Here is a 17,248-nt window from a genome sequence, read left to right as displayed (position 1 = left end):
TCTTAATTCCCAATTTGATCTTGTACCAATTTTTTGTCTGAATCTGCGATTTCAACCATCGCAAACCTTTTGGTATCCGTAATTTTCAACTCGTCCAGGATGTCCACCATGTTCTTGTAGCGTGATCCTTCCATTGGCTTTACCATAACGGTCATCATATCGTTCGATTTCACTCTAGATGAAGTGAGGACTGAACGTATGCCGTTAGCAGCGTAGCTCGACTCGATTATTTCCGGATTATCCTCTGCCAAACCGAAGTAGTAGTACAGCTTGTCGTTCTCGCCAAGTATAATGGTCATGGCGTTACTGGCTTTCAATGCTATCTGCTCCTCCGGGTTGTCAACCTTCTTCGGCATGTTGATTTCCATCGTCTGCGGCTTGTTAAAGGTAGTGGTAAGCATGAAGAACGTAATCAGAAGGGCGGCAAGGTCTACCAGCGGTGTCATGTCAATTTTGGTCGACTGGCGTTTGGCGCGTTTTTTCCCGCCTTTGCCGCCAGAGTCGGCCTGTTGTTGCATTTCTGCCATTATCTTATCTCCTTTCTAATTATTAGTTAGTTGGCTTCATCTCCATGTCCGTAATGAGGTTGAACCTGTCTACTTTCTTTTCCTGTAGAATGTCCATTACACGCTTAACGGTAGGGTAGCTTACGTCCTGGTCACCTTTGATGGCAATTACCACCTGCGGGTTACTAAGGCGTGTCTGCAATACCCAGTCGCCAAGTTCATTACGTGTCGAATCAATTGGGATCCCCGGCTGGTTCACTTCTTTACGTGCATTTGACTCCATTGCCAGGTAACCTTTCAATTGGTTGATTGGCACCCCGAAGTTGCTTAGAAGAGAAAATGTTTTTCGCTCCTCTTCGGTAAAACCAATATTGTAGTTCTTAGCAATTCTGTCAAGCAATACCTCCTTTGTATGCTGCCCGTCTACCCCAAAGAACACACGGTCATTCTTATCTACCGTGATGGTTATTACGTTAGTGTCCGGGATCTTGATTTCTGAAGCAGATGAAGGAGTATCTACTATAACAGCCTCATCTGGACGGGCTGTTGCAGTCAGCATAAAGAAAGTAACCAGCAAGAAGAATAAGTCCACCATTGGCGTCATGTCCAATGAGGGGGCTGTTCTTTTTACTTTTACTTTAGGCATCTTATCTGGTTAAATACGGTTTAACTTATACAGTGTGAGGTCTTGCAGCTGGTGTTTCGTGCTGAGCTGTGAAAGTAGACACCATGCTAAAGCCTGCTTCGTCGATGCCGTAAGTAAGCTCGTCGATTTTGCTTGTAAAGTAGTTGTAAGCGATGATCGCGATAGTAGAACCTGTGATACCCAGGGCCGTGTTGATAAGGGCCTCAGAGATACCGTTTGCAAGTGCTACTGAGTCAGGAGCACCTGAAGTTGCAAGTGCCGAGAAGGCCTTGATCATACCAAGTACTGTACCGATCAGACCAACCAGTGTAGAGATAGAGGCGATAGTTGAAATAACTACCAGGTTTTTCTCCAGCATTGGCAGCTCAAGAGAAGTAGACTCTTCGATTTCTTTCTGGATAGTGGCAACCTTCTCTGCTTTCAGCAGTTCTGGCTCGTTTTGCATTTCCTTGTACTTCAGCAAACCTGCCTTCACCACGTTAGCAACAGATCCTTTCTGAGCGTCGCAGGCAGCGATAGCGCCGTTGATGTCGTTTTGCTTCAGTTTAGCAGAGATCGTGCGAACGAATTCAGCAACACCTTTTGTGCCTTTTGCCTTGCTGATGGTAAGCGCACGCTCGATAGCGAAAATGAATACCAGCAGGTTAAGTGTTAACAACATAGGTACAACCCATCCACCTTTGTAAACAATGCCAAGGTAGTTGCCTGGAAGTGGGTGGTTGTTCGGGTCATTGCCTTCGAAGTTGGCAGGGTTGCCAAAAACGAACATATAGATAAGCACACATGCTATCAGTGCAAGTGGAATAACGATACTTGCAAACACGCCACCAATCGGGCTAGGCTTTTTCTCTACATTAGCATCTTTGCTCACTACTGCAGTCTTTTTTTCCATTTTGTTTAAAAGTTTAAAGTTTAGCTGTTTGTGTTGTAATTAAAATTGTTTGTGTAATATAAAATGTAATTGTTTTGGATTTAGTTCTTTATTGGTTTTGCAATTTCTGCTTTTTCCGCAATTTTCAAACGATATAGCGCTTTTAATTTTGAAAAATCCCGCCAGAATACTGTAAAGTAAGTACAAAATGGATTTTTCGGTATTCTTACTTAGAGCAAATTGGGCGACTCTACAAATATATTTTATTTTAAATTCTTATCCAAAGTTTAAACTCCGTGTTCGCTTTTTGAAATAGGTTGATATCTTTGTTAGTGTCTGCTAATCAGGTGTTTGGTGTGCTGACTTCGGGCAATGTGCCCCGGGATAAGTGCATTCTTAACAATAGCTGTTAAGAAGCTTCCCGTAATAGTAATAAATCAGGCCGGTAATTTTGATGAGACGAGCAAAGTATTCGAGCTAGTTTTAAACAGAAGAATTAAACGTAAGTAAGTCTGTTTGGATAGGTTTTAAGAACAAATTGAAGCCTAAATATAAGGCATGTTCTTTAAAACTTTATGCATGCCTATCTTTTTTTTGCCTGATTCCAGTAATTGTCCATTTCTTTTAAGGACAAGTCCTGCAATCGTTTGCCATCTTTAGCTGACTCCTCCTCCATATACTGGAACCGATCGATGAATTTTAAATTGGTTTTTTCAAGGGCTTCTTCCGGGTTTATGTTTATAAAACGTGCAAAATTAATGAGTGAAAACAGCAGGTCTCCAAATTCTCCTGTGGCTTTCACATGATCGATGGCATGCACGTCGGCTGTATTGAACTCTGCTTCGAATTCATGCAATTCCTCCTGCACCTTCTTCCATACCTCGGTTTTGTCATCCCAGTCAAAGCCAGCTCCCCTGGCTTTTTCCTGAATACGCATGGCTTTCACCAACGCGGGCAGTGAAGCTGGTACGCCGCCCAATACTGATTTGTTGCCCTCTTTCAGCTTCAGGCGTTCCCAGTTCTGTTTTACTTCCTCTTCTGTGTTAGCAGTCGTATTGCCGTAAATGTGCGGGTGCCGGAAAATGAGCTTTTCGCAAAGGGCGTTCAGCACGTCCGCTATGTCAAAAGTTTTTTGCTCGGAGGCGATCTTGGCATAAAACACCATATGCAGCATGATGTCTCCGATTTCCTTTTTGATCTCCTGCATATCCTGTCGGATAATGGCGTCAGACAACTCGTAAGTCTCCTCAATGGTTAAATGGCGCAGGCTCTCAATTGTCTGCTTTTTATCCCAGGGGCACTTTTCGCGCAGTTCGTCCATTACGTCCAGCAGTCGGTCGAATGCCTGCAACTGGCGCCCGCGCGGACTATCCTCAAATTTTTGCGTGTTATTCATACGTGCAAAGATAATAAAATCATCTGTGGCGAGGTTGTACTCCACAGCAGGGCAGCCCCTGCGCAGCATGCCCTTTAAATATAAGATGCAGACAGGAGCTAAATTCCATAAACTGCTAAACGTTAATTCTAAATTATTACTTTTGCAGCTGAAAAAAATATTCTCGTAGTGGCATTAATAAAATCAATTTCAGGAATCAGAGGTACGATTGGGGGGCAGGCCGGTGAAGCGCTTACTCCTGTGGATGTGGTGAAGTTTGCCGCCGCTTTCGGTACCTGGGTATTGCAGACAACCGGCAACAATACCATTATAGTAGGACGCGACGCCCGCCTGTCAGGCGACATGGTGAATAAACTGGTATGTGCTACCCTGCAGGGCCTTGGTATAAACGTAGTCGATTTGGGCTTATCTACCACCCCTACAGTGGAGATGGCTGTGCCTGACTATAAAGCTGGTGGTGGTATCATCCTGACCGCGAGCCATAACCCGAAGCAGTGGAACGCCCTTAAGTTGCTTAACCAGAAAGGCGAGTTCATCTCTGATGCAGAGGGTAAGCTGGTGTTGGAGCTGGCCGATAAAGAGGCTTTTGAGTTTGCGCAGGTAAACGACCTGGGTAAATACCAGCGTGATGACGAAGCACTGCAAAAACACATTGACGCTATTCTGGCGCTGCCGCTTGTAGATGTTCAGGCAATCAAAGAAAAGGATTTCAGCGTTGCCATCGACTGTGTGAACTCTTCGGGAGGTATAGCTATACCTATGTTGCTGGAAGCGCTGGGAGTAAATAAGGTAGAAAAGTTGTTCTGTGAGCCAGACGGGAACTTCCCGCATAACCCGGAGCCGCTGCCAGAGAACCTGCGCGAAATCTCACGCGTGATTGAGAAAGGCAAGTTCGACTTGGGCATTGTGGTAGACCCGGATGTAGATAGATTGGCGCTGATAAACGAAGACGGCAGTATGTTCGGTGAGGAGTATACGCTGGTGGCTGTTTCTGACTATGTGCTCCAAAACCAGATGGGCAATACGGTCTCCAACCTCTCTTCAACCAGAGCGCTGCGCGATGTGACCGAGAAGGCAGGTGGTAGTTATTATGCCGCCGCAGTAGGGGAAGTGAACGTGGTGAACATGATGAAAGCTGAGAATGCCATTATCGGTGGTGAAGGCAATGGCGGCATCATTTACCCAGAGTTGCACTACGGTCGCGATGCCCTGGTAGGTATAGCCCTGTTCCTGACGCACCTGGCCAAGTCAGGTATGAGCATGACACGTCTGCGTGCCAGCTACCCAAACTATTACATCTCTAAAAACAAAATAGAGCTGACGCCTGAGGTGGATGTAGACCAGGTGCTGATTCAGATGCAGGAGCGCTACGCCAAGCAGCCGATCAATACCATTGACGGGGTAAAGATTGAGTTTGACAAAGAGTGGGTTCACCTGCGCAAGTCCAATACCGAGCCGATCATTCGCATTTATGCGGAGTCGGAGAGCAATGCCACAGCGGAGCATTTGGCCAATAAGATTATTGCTGACATCAAAGAAATCATTTCGACAAAAGCCTAATGTGTTGTTGCTGTAGCATATTTACAACTTAGCAATCTGAGGTTGCGCCAAAGGAGAAACAATGCTTTTTCTCCATTGGCGCAACTTTTTTTTATACTTTAGTAGTTCGTTAAAGAGAATCCAATACAAAATATCATGCGTGTTTATTTAGATAATGCAGCGACCACACCGCTCGATAAAGAGGTTTTTGAGGCAATGGCCCCTTTTATGCTGGAGCATTTTGGCAACCCTTCTTCTATCCACTCTCACGGCCGCGAGGTGAGGGCCGCCATAGAAAAAGCCCGTCGTACGGTAGCTACATTGCTGAACACGTCGCCTGCCGAGGTGTTCTTCACCTCGGGCGGTACGGAGGCCGACAACGCGGCTATTGTCTGTTCCTGCCGTTCGCTGGGTATAAAGCATGCCATTACTACTAAACTGGAGCATCACGCCGTGCTGCACACCATGGAGATGCTGGAGAAGCAGGGCGATTTTCAACTGAGCTACCTGCGTCACGACGAACGCGGTAACCTGGATCTGGAGCACCTGGAGGAGCTATTGGCTAATCAGCCGCGTACCATCGTTTCGATCATGCATGCCAATAACGAGATAGGTACTATAAACGATATTGAGAAGATTGGCGAAATCTGCAGAAAGTATGACGCCGTTTTCCACTCGGACACGGTGCAGACCATGGGCCACTACGTGCACGATGTGCAGAAAATAGGGGCTAATTTCCTGGTAGGCTCGGCGCACAAGTTCCACGGTCCCAAGGGAGTTGGCTTTTTGTACTGCGATGCCAGTACCAAGATTCAGCCGCTCATCCAGGGTGGTGCGCAGGAGCGCAACATGCGTGGCGGTACCGAAAACGTATATGGCATTATCGGTCTGGCCAAGGCGCTCGAGATTGCCTATCGCGACATGGCCGAGCACCAGAAGCACATGCAGGGACTGAAAGACCGCATGATTTACAAGCTGCGCGAGCAGATGGAGGACGTGAGCTTCAATGGCATGTCGGAATTTGGTAACAAGAGCCTGTACACGGTACTCAATGTGAGCTTACCAGCCTCTGACATCAACGAGATGCTGCTCTTCAGCCTGGACATTGCCAAGATATCGGCCTCGGGTGGAAGTGCCTGCAGCAGCGGTGCCAATGCAGGCTCGCATGTGCTGCGTGCACTGGGCGTTGATCCAAGCCGCGGTTCGGTTAGGTTCTCTTTCAGCAAGTATAACACTGTGGAAGAAATTGATTACGTGGCTGAGACGGTCGCCAAAATGTATAAAAAAGAGCTGGCCTAGGTATAGTAGCTGGTTTTACAACCTATAAGGCTTCAGCAGCAATGCTGGAGCCTTTCTTTATCCCTTCAAAAAAGTGACAAGCTTTTTAAAAGATGGTAACACTGGCCGAGTATAGGCCTGTTGCCTTCCTCTTTTCGATGAGCTGGGAGCACTGTTTAAGATTAACATTATAACTAAGGTATAGCAATGAGAAGTATAGGTGTATTTTGTGGCGCCAACACAGGTATAGAGGCCAGGTATAGCGAGGACGCTGCCAAACTAGGCAAACTGATGGCCGAGCAAGGTATAAAGCTGGTGTACGGTGGCGGCAACGTGGGCTTGATGGGCGTGATTGCGGATGCCGTGCTGGCAAGCAGAGGGATAGGTATAGGCGTTATTCCACAGAGCCTCGTAGATCGGGAAGTGGCGCATCGTGGATTGCAGGAGCTGGTGGTGGTAGAAACCATGCACGAGCGAAAAGCGATTATGGCAGCCCGCTCCGATGCCTTTATTGCCATGCCCGGCGGCTTCGGTACCTTCGACGAGATCTGTGAGATCATCACCTGGAACCAACTCGGCATTATCCGGAAGCCTGTGGCTTTTTACAACATCAACGGTTATTGGGACAAGTTCTTCGAGATGATCGACCATACGGTGAGCGAAGGTTTCGTGAAGCGTGACCAGCGCGAAAACCTGATCATAGAGAGCGACCCGGAAGTACTGCTTCAGAAGATCAAAGCCTATGCCGATGCTACTTCCGACTACTGGGTTGATTTCAAGAGGATCTAAATTGCCAATCGTTGAATGTTAAATGGCTGATGGATAATCAGAGTTGCTTGTAAGGGCAGTTCGCAACCCCATGTTGTCAAGTTAAAGCATTCCAGCAGGTGCGCTGTGGGACTTCTCGTAATTCAGGCAAACCGTTTAGGATATTACCGCATTCCATCATGCCGGCTTCTGCAGACCTCCTGACCCGCAGGGTTTCAGGTCCGAATAGCGCTATCAGAATCAGCTACTCGGAATATTTATTTGAAGGCAATTTATCGCAATTTGTCCGGGTCTTGCACAGGTATAGCAGCGTTGGATGTGCAGCTATATGATAAACCAGAAGCGCCGCGGCAAAAACTGCCGCGGCGCTTCTGGTTATACCTAAAGTGTTAGTATACCTGTGGAGATATCTTCAAATCTCCACAACTCCAAACTTTCAAAATTAATTCTCCAGCACCATGTTCTTGAGCGCTTCCACCCACGTGTCGCTGGAGTTCAGGCTTTCTACCAGCACCCATTTCTCACCGCCGGCGTGCTCAAACTCCTCCTTAAATTCTTCGCCTACTTCAATAGTTGTCTCCAGGCAATCGGCTACGAAGGCGGGGCTGAAGGCCAGCACCTTTTTAATTCCTTTGGCCGGCATTGTTTTCAGCACTTCGTCGGTGTAGGGCTGTAGCCACGGGTCTTTGCCCAGCCGAGACTGGAAAGCAACAGTATATTGGTCCGGCTTTAAGCCCAGTTCGGCAGCCAGCAAACGAGAGGTCTCGAAGCAGGAGGCGCGGTAGCAGTAGCGGTTGCGTTTGTTGTAGCTGTTGCAGCATGAGCCCAGTTTGCAGTAGCCATGGTCGCTCCCTTTCAGGATCTGGCGTTCCGGCACGCCGTGGTAGCTGAACACCACATGGTCGTAATCGTCTTCGGCCATGTACTTCTTGCCCAACTCGGCAAAGGCATTGATAAAGCCCGGATCATCGCAGTAAGTCGAAATAAAGTTGATGCTCGGAATGATCCACCACTCCTTCACGATCTCCATTATTTTGTCCTGCACCGAGCCGGTGGTAGCAGCCGCATATTGAGGGAACAGTGGCACGACAATAATACGGGAAACACTCTTTTCGCGGAGTTCTTCCAGCGCGCTTTTGATGCTTGGGCTCTGGTAACGCATACCGAAGGCTACATGGAAGTCGTCGCCCAGGGCGGTTTGCAGTTTGGACTGCAGGTCGCGTCCATGGTACATCAGCGGCGAGCCGCGGTCGGTCCAGAGCTGCTGGTACACTTTGGCTGACTTAGGAGCCCGGAACGGCGCGATGATGCCGTTTACCAGCGCGTAGCGGCCTACAGGGTTTATATCGATCACGCGTGGGTCCAGGAGGAATTCGCGCAGGTATTTTCTGACATCAGGAGTGCTGGGCGTGTCTGGTGTGCCAAGGTTTACCAGCAGTACGCCAATCTTGCCTGTTTTTTTCTTGCTCATCTAGATCAATAGTGCTTTTTGCTATACAAAGATACGAAGTATAACGGGTTAGTTAAGATCGATAGTTTCTATACCCTGATAAAGGGACTGAACTGTAAAGTAATGAACGCCAGAAAATGTTTGGCAGCGATTTGAAATTTGGAAGGTTTGGAAATGTAGAGCTAGGTGCGCTAATGAATTCCAGGGCTGGTAAGCCAGAAAATGCAGCGGCGCAAACTGGTAAGCAAGCTATTGCTATGTGCATGTAATTATGAAGCAGGTATAGCATGAGCTGTAAGGAACAGGTTAAGACTTGTCCGAACGGTGCACCAGTAATGTTCCTGGGTATACCTATCTTGTTCAGCAACAAATAATGCTGCCGGCTATACCTGTCCGAATCGTGCACGAACAACAATAAACAATCAGCAATTCAACCATTCAACCATTCAAAAATTTAACAATTCACTCATTCTCCAAATCGCTTATTCACTCACTCATTTCTAAATCCACACATTTTCACCGGGTTTCGTAAAAAAAGAAGTAATTTTGCGTCCTTAAATTTTAGTGTATGTCCGAAAATCCGCACAAAGCTGGTTTTGTCAGTATAGTAGGTAAGCCCAACGTGGGTAAATCCACGCTCATGAACGCCCTGGTGGGGGAGAAGCTATCCATTATCACGTCCAAGGCCCAGACCACCCGCCATCGCATCATGGGTATCCTGAACGGCGATGATTTCCAGATCGTGTACTCCGACACGCCTGGCATCATCAAGCCGCAGTATGCTTTGCACGAGTCGATGATGAGTTTTGTGCGCACCTCGCTGGAGGACGCCGACATCATCCTGTTTGTGACGGACATTTACGAAAAGCACGACGAGGACGATGTGATCAAACGCCTGCAGCACGCCAATGTGCCGATCCTATTGCTCATCAACAAGATTGACCAGGCCACCGAGGAGGAAGTGAACGAGAAAGTGGCCTACTGGCAGGAGAAGATGAACCCGACCGAGATCCACCCGATTTCGGCTTTGCATAATTTCGGGGTAGAGCAGTTGTTCGCCCGTTTGCTGGCGTTGTTGCCCGAGCACCCGGCTTTTTATCCGAAAGATGAACTGACGGACAAGCCTGAGCGTTTCTTTGTGTCTGAGATCATCCGCGAGAAAATTCTACTCAACTACAAAAAGGAAATTCCCTACAGCTGCGAGGTGGTGGTAGAGGAGTTTAAGGAAGAAGAGGACATCATCCGTATCCGGGCCGAGATCAGCGTGGAGCGCAAGAGCCAGAAGGGCATTGTGATCGGCCACAAAGGCGAGGCGCTGAAAAAAGTGGGCACACAGGCCCGTGTGGATATGGAGCAGTTTTTCCAGAAAAAGATATTTCTTGATTTATACGTGCGCGTGAACGAGAACTGGCGAACCGACCAGAAGCTGCTACGCCGATTCGGCTACAGCAGCGAGTAGCGCACTTTTAAAGCTTCGGGGCAAGGTGCTCCGGGGGCACTTTAACTATTTTATTTTTATTAGATGTCAACCAACATCATTGCAATCGTAGGCCGCCCGAACGTGGGCAAGTCTACGCTTTTTAACCGCCTGGTAGGGCGCCGTCAAGCCATTATGGACAACGAGAGCGGCGTAACCCGCGACCGTAGCTATGGCCACGGCGACTGGACCGGCAAATTTTTTACCGTAATCGACACAGGCGGTTACGTGCACGGCTCCGACGATATTTTTGAAGGGGAGATTAACAAGCAGGTAGAGCTGGCCATTAAAGAGGCCGACGTGATTCTGTTTATGGTGGACGTGGAGGCCGGATTGACCAGCCTGGACGAGGAGTTTGCGAACGTGCTCCGCCGCACCGACAAGCCGATTTACGTAGTGGCCAACAAAGCCGATACCAATGCCCGTGCTCACCAAATGGGCGAGTTCTATGCGCTGGGTATAGGTATCGACATTTTCCCGATCTCATCGCAGAGCGGCTCCGGCACCGGCGACCTGCTCGACGAGGTAGTGAAGCACTTTAAAACAGAAGGCGTAGAAGACCCGGATGCAGGTATACCAAGGCTTGCCGTGCTGGGTCGCCCGAACGTGGGCAAGTCCTCATTTGTGAACATGCTGCTGGGCGTGGAGCGTAATATCGTAACCGACATTGCCGGCACCACCCGCGATGCCATCGACTCACGTTACAATGCCTTTGGCAAAGAGTTTATTATTGTGGACACGGCTGGTCTGCGCCGCAAGAGCAAAGTGAGCGAGGACATCGAGTTCTACTCTGTGATGCGTTCTGTGCGTGCGCTGGAGGATTCCGATGTGTGTATTGTGATGCTGGACGCTACCAGAGGCATTGAGTCGCAGGACGTGAACATCATCTCGCTGGCCGAAAAGAACCGCAAGGGCATCGTGATACTGGTGAACAAGTGGGACCTGGTTGAGAAGGACACGCACACCACCAAAGAGTTTGAGGAGAAGATACTGGAGGCGATTGCGCCGATCAAGTATGTGCCGATCATCTTTACATCGGTGGCGACAAAGCAGCGCGTGCACAAGGCCGTGGAAACAGCTATGCAGGTATACGAGAACAAAACCCAGAAAATCTCTACCTCCAAGCTGAACGATAAAATCCTGCCGGAGATCGAGCGCTATCCGCCGCCATCCATGAAAGGCAAGTTCATCAAGATCAAGTATGTGACGCAGCTGCCGACGCACAATCCTACGTTCGCGTTCTTCTGCAACCTCCCGCAGTATGTAAAGGAGCCATATGCGCGCTACCTCGAGAATGCGATCAGGAAGCACTTTGGTTTCGAGGGTGTGCCGATCAAGGTGTTGTTTAAGAAAAAATAAAAGCTTCTGTATCAATATATTCGGATATAGTGTTATATTTGAAGCTTCATCCTTAACCAATCACAAAACATTATGAAAAAAGTATTCGGTTTACTATTCGCTGCAGGTCTTTTCGCTTTCGCATCTTGCAACAACGCAGAAGAGACTGCAACTGAAGTGGAGACTACTGAAACAGAAACTGTAGAGACAGTTGAAGTTGAGTCTGACGTAGAAATGGACACTACTTCTGTAATGGAAGACACCACTACTGTTCAGTAATCGCTGGTACCAGTACTACCTGGCGCAAGCTGGGCAAAAGAAAAAAGCACTCTCAGGAGTGCTTTTTTTATATATACCAAAACCTATACTTAAGATGCCCGTAATGCAAGAAGCTTATTTCTCACCATAACCAACTTAATATGAAAAAGCCAATTGTAATGTTACTAGCAGCCGGATTATTCACTTTCTCTTTTGCATCTTGCGATACGCGGGAGGAGAACAGACAAGAAAGAATAGAAGACAAAGCTGAGGATGCGGCCGACGACGTAGAGGATGCTGCTGATGAAGCTGAAGATAAAGCAGAAGATGCCGTACAGTAGGCGTCAGGCGACATAGAAAACGGCAGGCTCATTTAGAGTCTGCCGTTTTTGTTTATACCTGTTTGCTGGCATATTAAGCCCCAAGTCGTTTTTGAATTAAACTGTTGACCAGCCCGAAAAGGCGTTTGGGGGTGTAAGTGCGCCAGTGCAGGTCGTCCAGGGTGCCTCCGGAGTTGATGTACGAGTCGATGTTGTAGCTGCGCATTTCGCTGAGCACAAAGTCCCGGAAGCTGATGGCGGCGATCCAGCCCTCTTCTACATCCTCAAACCACTCTTCGTAATAATCGTCTTCCGAACCGTGGAAGTTGAATACATTCTCACCGATCAGGATAAAGTGCTTGATGCCCTCCTGCACCAGCGGATCGATGATGTTGCGCTTGAGTTTCATGATGTCGTTGTTGAGCGCATCGTTCCACTCCCCGATAAACTCAATCACGGCAAAGCCCAGGTCGTAGTCGGCGTAAAGTATTTTGAGGAACAGCGTTTCAGAGTCTATGTCGTCCCACTGCGGGTGTATGTAGTAGCCGTAAATGGTATGGGTATAGTGTGTCAGGCTGTTTTCGGCGCCATAGAGCGGCGAGCGGGGGTCGTCGGTGGCCGAGTACAGCTCCAGCCAGTTGTAAAAGGGTTCAATCGTGTGCATAAGTCAGGTTTTGGTGCCGCCGCTAGCTGAGGGCGGCATTTGTCTGTCTACTTAAGGAATAAACACAAAGTTGGCTATATTTAAGGAAGAAATTGCGCCATTGGCCAACTCCTGTGTGCCGATGCAGGTATAAGCACGTACAAAATCGCGACCGGGTATGCTAAGGCTGTTCCGGTTACGTTATAACATAGCACGTTCCATCTGAAAACATCACCCATTGTCTATGCAGTTCACATTCAGCCACACTTCACTTAGACCAGCAGCAGTTTTACTCTTTCTGCTGGTCCTGCTGAGTTTTAATACCAGCGCCTGGGCCAAGGCAGACTATACAAAGGATTACCACCCACACATAAACAAAGCCGAGCGACAGGTGATGGCCGAGGATTATGAAGGCGCGCTCAAAACCTACCAGCAAGCTTTTACCGCCGTGCCACATGGCTTCGCCCGCGACTATTACAACGCTGCCGTATGCGCCGCCCTCACAGGCCACGAAAAACAAGGTATAGATTACCTGGAAAAGCTCGTCGCAAAGGGAATTTCCCTGGAATACCTGGAGCAGCAAGAAGCGCTGGAGCCGCTAAGAGCACACAAAGCCTGGAAGAAGTTCGCCAAGAAATACCCGAAACGCCGAAAAGCCTTCCGGGAGAACACCAACATAGACCTGCGTGCCGACCTGGACGAACTCTGGGCTCGCGATCAGTACTTCCGTCAGGCGAAGGGAGGGCTGCGCGTACACGCCGACACTATCAGAAAAATTGAAGCGGACAACGTGAAAACCCTGCTGGCCTGGATCAGCAAGCACGGCTACCCCGGCGAAGTACTGATCGGTTTACCTGACACACTGGAGATATTGCCCCGCTTCAGCATCGTGATTCAGCGGCAGACCACCGCCCGCAATGGCTTCGATTTTAATAATGTGCTCACGCAAGCCGTGCAGGACGGCAAGCTCGATCCACAGGCAGCCGCCTATCTGCTGGACCAACAGCAGGGGAAAAACGTGTACCGCTCAAAAGTGCTCGCCCGTGTGATCTGTAACAAGCCGGAAGACTGCAAAGATGATGAGGAGTTTGGAGACCTTTCGAGCCGCTACCTGGTGCAGCGCATGAGCGAGGAGGAAGAGGCCAAAGCAAACGAGCTACGGCAGACGCTCGGTTTGGAGCCGGTGGCAGACTACCGCGAAAAAGTACGCTACGCCATAAAGGACGACCGCTTTAAGCTGGGCTACGACTGGGCGGTAACCAATTACAAAGTGCCAAGCAAAGAAGCCGCCAAGGTGCTCGTGGAGAGCATGGCCATACTCGATTAAGCACTTTCAGGTATAGCATAAAGCAGCTCGGCCTGCCCGTATGACACTTACGGGCAGGCCGAGCTGCTTTATCAGGTATAGCTTGTTGGCTTAGGAAAGCCGGTTCCCGTTTCGGTATGCTTCAATGGCGGCACGCACGCTGCCATACTTCTTGAGCAGGGCGGCGGCCTCTGGTTTTGTCAGTTGCAGTTCCTCCATCAGCATGCGTGTGCCGCGTTCCACCAACTTCACGTTCGACAGCTGCATATCCACCATTTTGTTGCCTCTTACGTGGCCAAGTTGGATCATGGTAGCTGTTGTGAGCATGTTGAGCACCAGTTTCTGGGCGGTGCCGGCTTTCATGCGCGTGCTGCCCGTCACAAATTCAGGTCCGGTAATCACCTCTACCGGATAATCGGCTACGGCAGCTACCGGGCTGTTGGCATTGCACACGATACAGCCCGTAGCTATACCTTGGCGGCGACAGGCTTCAAGACCTCCTACCACGTAAGGCGTAGTGCCGGAGGCGGCTATACCTACCACCATGTCTTTATTGCTGATGTTGTGCTCCTGCAAGTCCTTCCAGGCCTGTTTAGTGTCATCCTCAGCAAACTCTACCGCTTTCCGGATGGCGCCATCGCCGCCTGCTATAATGCCGATGACCATGCCGTGGGGCACCCCGTAGGTGGGTGGGCATTCCGAGGCGTCTACTATACCCAAGCGGCCACTGGTGCCAGCCCCGATGTAAAAAAGCCGGCCTCCCTGGCGAAGTCGAGCTACTGTGGCATTCACGAGGCTTTCTATCTGCGGTATGACCCGCTCAACGGCCAGGGGCACGCTCTTGTCTTCCTGGTTGATGCAGGTGAGCAGCTCGTGCACGGGCATTTGCTCTAATCTATCGTAGAGGGAATCGGATTCGGTAGTGGACACGGTGTTGGTCGGTCAAATTTAATTCTGGAAATAAAGTGCGTGCGCTTAGGCATTCTGCATTTTGAGCAGCTCCTGGTGGTACTTGATCAGGCCTTCGCTCGGGCTGGAGATGATTACCCCGATATGGCAGCCGTATTTCTTCGCCACTAGTTTCAGTGTATCTGCAAAATGAAACGCGATAGACCCCACAAAGTTTACCGGAAGCTCACCGAAGCCCTCGTACTTGCTCACGTGGCGCTCAAAAAACTCCTCAAAATTCTCGTAGATCATCTCTTTGATCACCGGGTTTTTGCGCTTATCGTGCATAAACTTGGCGAAAGTAGCCAGGTACTGGCTAGGTATGTCGGAGCCGTACACGGCGTCGAGTATGCCGTTTTTGGTTAGGTTATACCTGTTAGTGAGCGAAGTGGCCAGTTCTTCCGGCAGTTCGCGGTACATATAGGCTTTGATCAGCAGCTTGCCCAGGTAGGCGCCGCTTCCTTCGTCCCCCATCAGGAAGCCGAGCGAGGTTACGTTGTCGATGATGTTCTTGCCATCGTAAAGGCAGGAGTTGGAGCCCGTGCCCAGAATGCAGGCTATACCTGGCTTGTGGCCGCACAAGGCGCGCGCCGCCGCCAGCAGATCGTGGTCCACGTAATTCGGCACGCTCGGGAAAGCGCGGGTCAGGGCATCCTCCACACGCTTGTTGCGCTCCGGAGAGCTGCAGCCGGCGCCGTAATAGTAAATGGCGCTGATGTTCCGTTCTTTCAGCTGTGGCAGCAGCTCGGTCTCAAAAATGCTGTAGATCTTGTCAGTATCGAGGTACTGTGGGTTGATGCCAGTGGTAGTTACCTGCTCGTATTGGTTTTCGGCATCGATGATGCGCCAGTCTGTTTTGGTAGAGCCGCTGTCAGCTATCAGAATCATAGTAGTGGTAATTTATAGTTGATCAGGAGCCAGCCTGCTACGGCGGTACTCCCTGTGCTTTATTTTCGGTATACTGAGTTTTTGACTTGTCCGATCACCTCAAATTTGTCAAACACATATTCGGTATGCGGGGCGTCTTTTAGTTCCGCTGTCAGGTCCTGGCCTGCCCAGTGTTCGTAATGGTTGCCGCTTCGCCACAGCCTCGATTTTTTCACGTCGTAGATCAGCCCTTTGTAGGCCACCCATACCTCGTCGCGGTCCTGGCCGTTGCGCAGGGCGAGCTGTTGCAGGGTATACTCCGGGAGATTTTGTTCCATGTAATGGCAGGCTCTGCAGAGCCCGGGTTGCAAATATAATAATACTACCCTAGTGATTGGGGCAAACGAAGCAGAATCAAGTTTGTTTCTTTGTTCGGGCCTCGTGGCTTAGCCGATGCGGGCCTGTGTCAGGATCCAGCGGTTGGGAACTTCGCCTTTAATGGCCTGCAGGTAGTCCTCGTAGCTGCAGGGTACAATGCGCGCGCTTTTCTCATCCGACAGGGGCTCTACCTCCATCCACCACTTTTCGCTCACCTTGCTCTTGAAAAAGATCATACGGTCGGGGTTGTCGTTGAAGGCCACGGCGTATTTGGTAAACTTGCCAGAGCTGAACTCTGTTTCGTGCTTGCGGTGGTAGAAGCCCTCTATGAAGTACCAGATCATGGTCGCGATGGTCATGGCCGTCAGCTCCTGGTTATCCTGCTCCGGCTCATACTCATAGATGCCCAGTGACGTCATCTGGTCGCTTATGCCAGCATACCAGCAAAGCTGGCAAGCCTCCTCGCCGGTAAGCCCAAACGGGTTGGCAGGGGTATAGCCGGGGGCATCCTGGTGCCGGATAGCGGAAATATCAAAGGTGAGCAAATCGGCCTGGCGCACGACCGGCTCCATTTCCTGTATCTGGCGGTGCACCTCGCCTACACGGTAGGCCTCAAAATGGAGCTTCTCGAAAGTAGCCATCACCTCTGGATCCACCAGGTATGACTGGAAGCCGATCTGGCCCAGGCTGAAAAGATAGTTGGGCTCATGCATCAGGATCTGGCGCAGTTGCTTTTTGTTGGCCGGCACCTCGCTGTCCTCGGTCATGTCCACGCTGCTGTCCACGGTCACCATGTTCACGGCGCGCTCCAGGTGCTCGTAGCCCAGGTACTGGCCATACTCCAGGTCGTGCGAACCGCCGATGATAACAGGGATTGTATTATGCGAGATAAGGATTTCCACGATCTCCTTCAGGCGCAGGTACGTGTCGTCGAGTGTTATACCTGGGCGCAGGTTGCCTAGATCCACAATGTTACAGCGGCCGGCTCCTTTGTGCAGGTTGTACAGTTTTTTGCGTACCGCCCGCGCCGGAAACGTCTCCGATACCGCTTCTTCTCCTCGTCCGCGGGTTTCATTCACACCCAGCAGGGCAATGTCGGCTGCGCGCCAGTCCGGAAACTTGCCCGTGAAGCGGCCAATGTACGCACCAAGCGTGCGGGGCCTGTCAAGCAGGGCAAAGATGTCCTCGTTCAGAGGTTCGAAGAAGATAGAAAGGTTCATAGAGCAGTAAGAGGAAAGTCAAATATAGTGAAAATGCAG

Annotated in this window: 18 protein-coding genes; 8 read left to right on the top strand and 10 right to left on the bottom strand. The window is 49.9% G+C overall.

The genetic code is table 11. The annotated features are described in order from the left end of the window. Positions 1 to 2: 2 nt before the first annotated feature. The 4 genes from BD749_RS18390 to mazG form a co-directional block, all read right to left on the bottom strand. The gene (locus tag BD749_RS18390; RefSeq protein WP_101447247.1) at positions 3 to 527 is read right to left on the bottom strand and encodes an ExbD/TolR family protein; all 525 of its coding nucleotides are present in this window, start codon (positions 525 to 527) and stop codon (positions 3 to 5) included. Positions 528 to 549: 22 nt separating this feature from the next. Beyond that, entirely contained in the window at positions 550 to 1,152 is a 603-nt protein-coding gene (locus BD749_RS18385; RefSeq protein WP_101447245.1) for an ExbD/TolR family protein, read from the bottom strand. A 25-nt stretch (positions 1,153 to 1,177) separates the two neighbouring features. Then, on the bottom strand, positions 1,178 to 2,044 hold the full coding sequence (locus BD749_RS18380; protein WP_101447243.1) for a MotA/TolQ/ExbB proton channel family protein: 867 nt from the start codon (positions 2,042 to 2,044) through the stop codon (positions 1,178 to 1,180). Positions 2,045 to 2,606: 562 nt separating this feature from the next. Beyond that, entirely contained in the window at positions 2,607 to 3,419 is an 813-nt protein-coding gene (gene mazG, locus BD749_RS18375; RefSeq protein WP_101447372.1) for a nucleoside triphosphate pyrophosphohydrolase, read from the bottom strand. 168 nt (positions 3,420 to 3,587) lie between these two features. Here mazG and glmM point away from each other — a divergent pair, with 168 nt between their 5' ends. The 3 genes from glmM (at position 3,588) to BD749_RS18360 (ending at position 7,025) form a co-directional block, all read left to right on the top strand. Next, entirely contained in the window at positions 3,588 to 4,979 is a 1,392-nt protein-coding gene (gene glmM / locus BD749_RS18370; RefSeq protein WP_101447241.1) for a phosphoglucosamine mutase, read from the top strand. Between the two features lie 135 nt (positions 4,980 to 5,114). Next, positions 5,115 to 6,257, top strand: coding sequence for a cysteine desulfurase family protein (locus tag BD749_RS18365; protein WP_101447239.1), 1,143 nt, complete (start codon positions 5,115 to 5,117; stop codon positions 6,255 to 6,257). A gap of 186 nt (positions 6,258 to 6,443) precedes the next feature. Beyond that, a complete protein-coding gene (locus tag BD749_RS18360; RefSeq protein ID WP_101447237.1) occupies positions 6,444 to 7,025 on the top strand; it encodes an LOG family protein in 582 nt (193 codons plus the stop codon). Between the two features lie 421 nt (positions 7,026 to 7,446). Here the strand turns inward: BD749_RS18360 and hemH are convergent, their stop codons facing one another. Further along, positions 7,447 to 8,475 carry a ferrochelatase gene (gene hemH / locus BD749_RS18355; protein ID WP_101447235.1) on the bottom strand — a complete coding sequence of 343 codons (1,029 nt, stop codon included), beginning with the start codon at positions 8,473 to 8,475 and terminating at the stop codon, positions 7,447 to 7,449. Between the two features lie 547 nt (positions 8,476 to 9,022). Here hemH and era point away from each other — a divergent pair. From era to BD749_RS18335, 4 genes are all read left to right on the top strand, one after another. Then, positions 9,023 to 9,913 (top strand): GTPase Era, encoded by an 891-nt coding sequence (gene era / locus BD749_RS18350; RefSeq protein WP_101447233.1) that lies wholly within the window; start codon positions 9,023 to 9,025, stop codon positions 9,911 to 9,913. Between the two features lie 63 nt (positions 9,914 to 9,976). Continuing rightward, a complete protein-coding gene (der, locus tag BD749_RS18345; protein ID WP_101447231.1) occupies positions 9,977 to 11,290 on the top strand; it encodes a ribosome biogenesis GTPase Der in 1,314 nt (437 codons plus the stop codon). Between the two features lie 72 nt (positions 11,291 to 11,362). After that, a complete protein-coding gene (locus BD749_RS18340) occupies positions 11,363 to 11,548 on the top strand; it encodes a hypothetical protein (protein WP_101447229.1) in 186 nt (61 codons plus the stop codon). Between the two features lie 158 nt (positions 11,549 to 11,706). Then, on the top strand, positions 11,707 to 11,868 hold the full coding sequence (locus BD749_RS18335) for a hypothetical protein (RefSeq protein WP_218972563.1): 162 nt from the start codon (positions 11,707 to 11,709) through the stop codon (positions 11,866 to 11,868). Between the two features lie 73 nt (positions 11,869 to 11,941). Here BD749_RS18335 and BD749_RS18330 read toward each other — a convergent pair whose 3' ends face one another. Then, complete coding sequence (locus tag BD749_RS18330; RefSeq protein WP_101447225.1) at positions 11,942 to 12,511, bottom strand: hypothetical protein; 570 nt, start codon at positions 12,509 to 12,511, stop codon at positions 11,942 to 11,944. A gap of 223 nt (positions 12,512 to 12,734) precedes the next feature. Here BD749_RS18330 and BD749_RS18325 point away from each other — a divergent pair, with 223 nt between their 5' ends. Beyond that, complete coding sequence (locus BD749_RS18325) at positions 12,735 to 13,817, top strand: hypothetical protein (RefSeq protein ID WP_101447223.1); 1,083 nt, start codon at positions 12,735 to 12,737, stop codon at positions 13,815 to 13,817. 90 nt (positions 13,818 to 13,907) lie between these two features. Here BD749_RS18325 and murQ read toward each other — a convergent pair whose 3' ends face one another. From murQ to BD749_RS18305, 4 genes are all read right to left on the bottom strand, one after another. Then, positions 13,908 to 14,726: an N-acetylmuramic acid 6-phosphate etherase gene (gene murQ, locus BD749_RS18320; RefSeq protein WP_101447221.1), complete on the bottom strand. Its 819-nt coding sequence runs from the start codon at positions 14,724 to 14,726 to the stop codon at positions 13,908 to 13,910. A gap of 45 nt (positions 14,727 to 14,771) precedes the next feature. Continuing rightward, on the bottom strand, positions 14,772 to 15,632 hold the full coding sequence (locus BD749_RS18315; RefSeq protein WP_101447219.1) for a hypothetical protein: 861 nt from the start codon (positions 15,630 to 15,632) through the stop codon (positions 14,772 to 14,774). 59 nt (positions 15,633 to 15,691) lie between these two features. Next, positions 15,692 to 15,949, bottom strand: a complete 258-nt coding sequence (locus BD749_RS18310; RefSeq protein ID WP_101447217.1) for a cytochrome b5 domain-containing protein — start codon at positions 15,947 to 15,949, stop codon at positions 15,692 to 15,694. A 108-nt stretch (positions 15,950 to 16,057) separates the two neighbouring features. Beyond that, entirely contained in the window at positions 16,058 to 17,209 is a 1,152-nt protein-coding gene (locus tag BD749_RS18305; protein WP_101447215.1) for a formimidoylglutamase, read from the bottom strand. Positions 17,210 to 17,248 lie beyond the last annotated feature (39 nt).

The organism is Pontibacter ramchanderi, assembly GCF_002846395.1.
GTDB classification, from domain to species: Bacteria; Bacteroidota; Bacteroidia; order Cytophagales; family Hymenobacteraceae; genus Pontibacter; species Pontibacter ramchanderi.
This window is presented reverse-complemented; position numbering and strand designations above follow the sequence as displayed.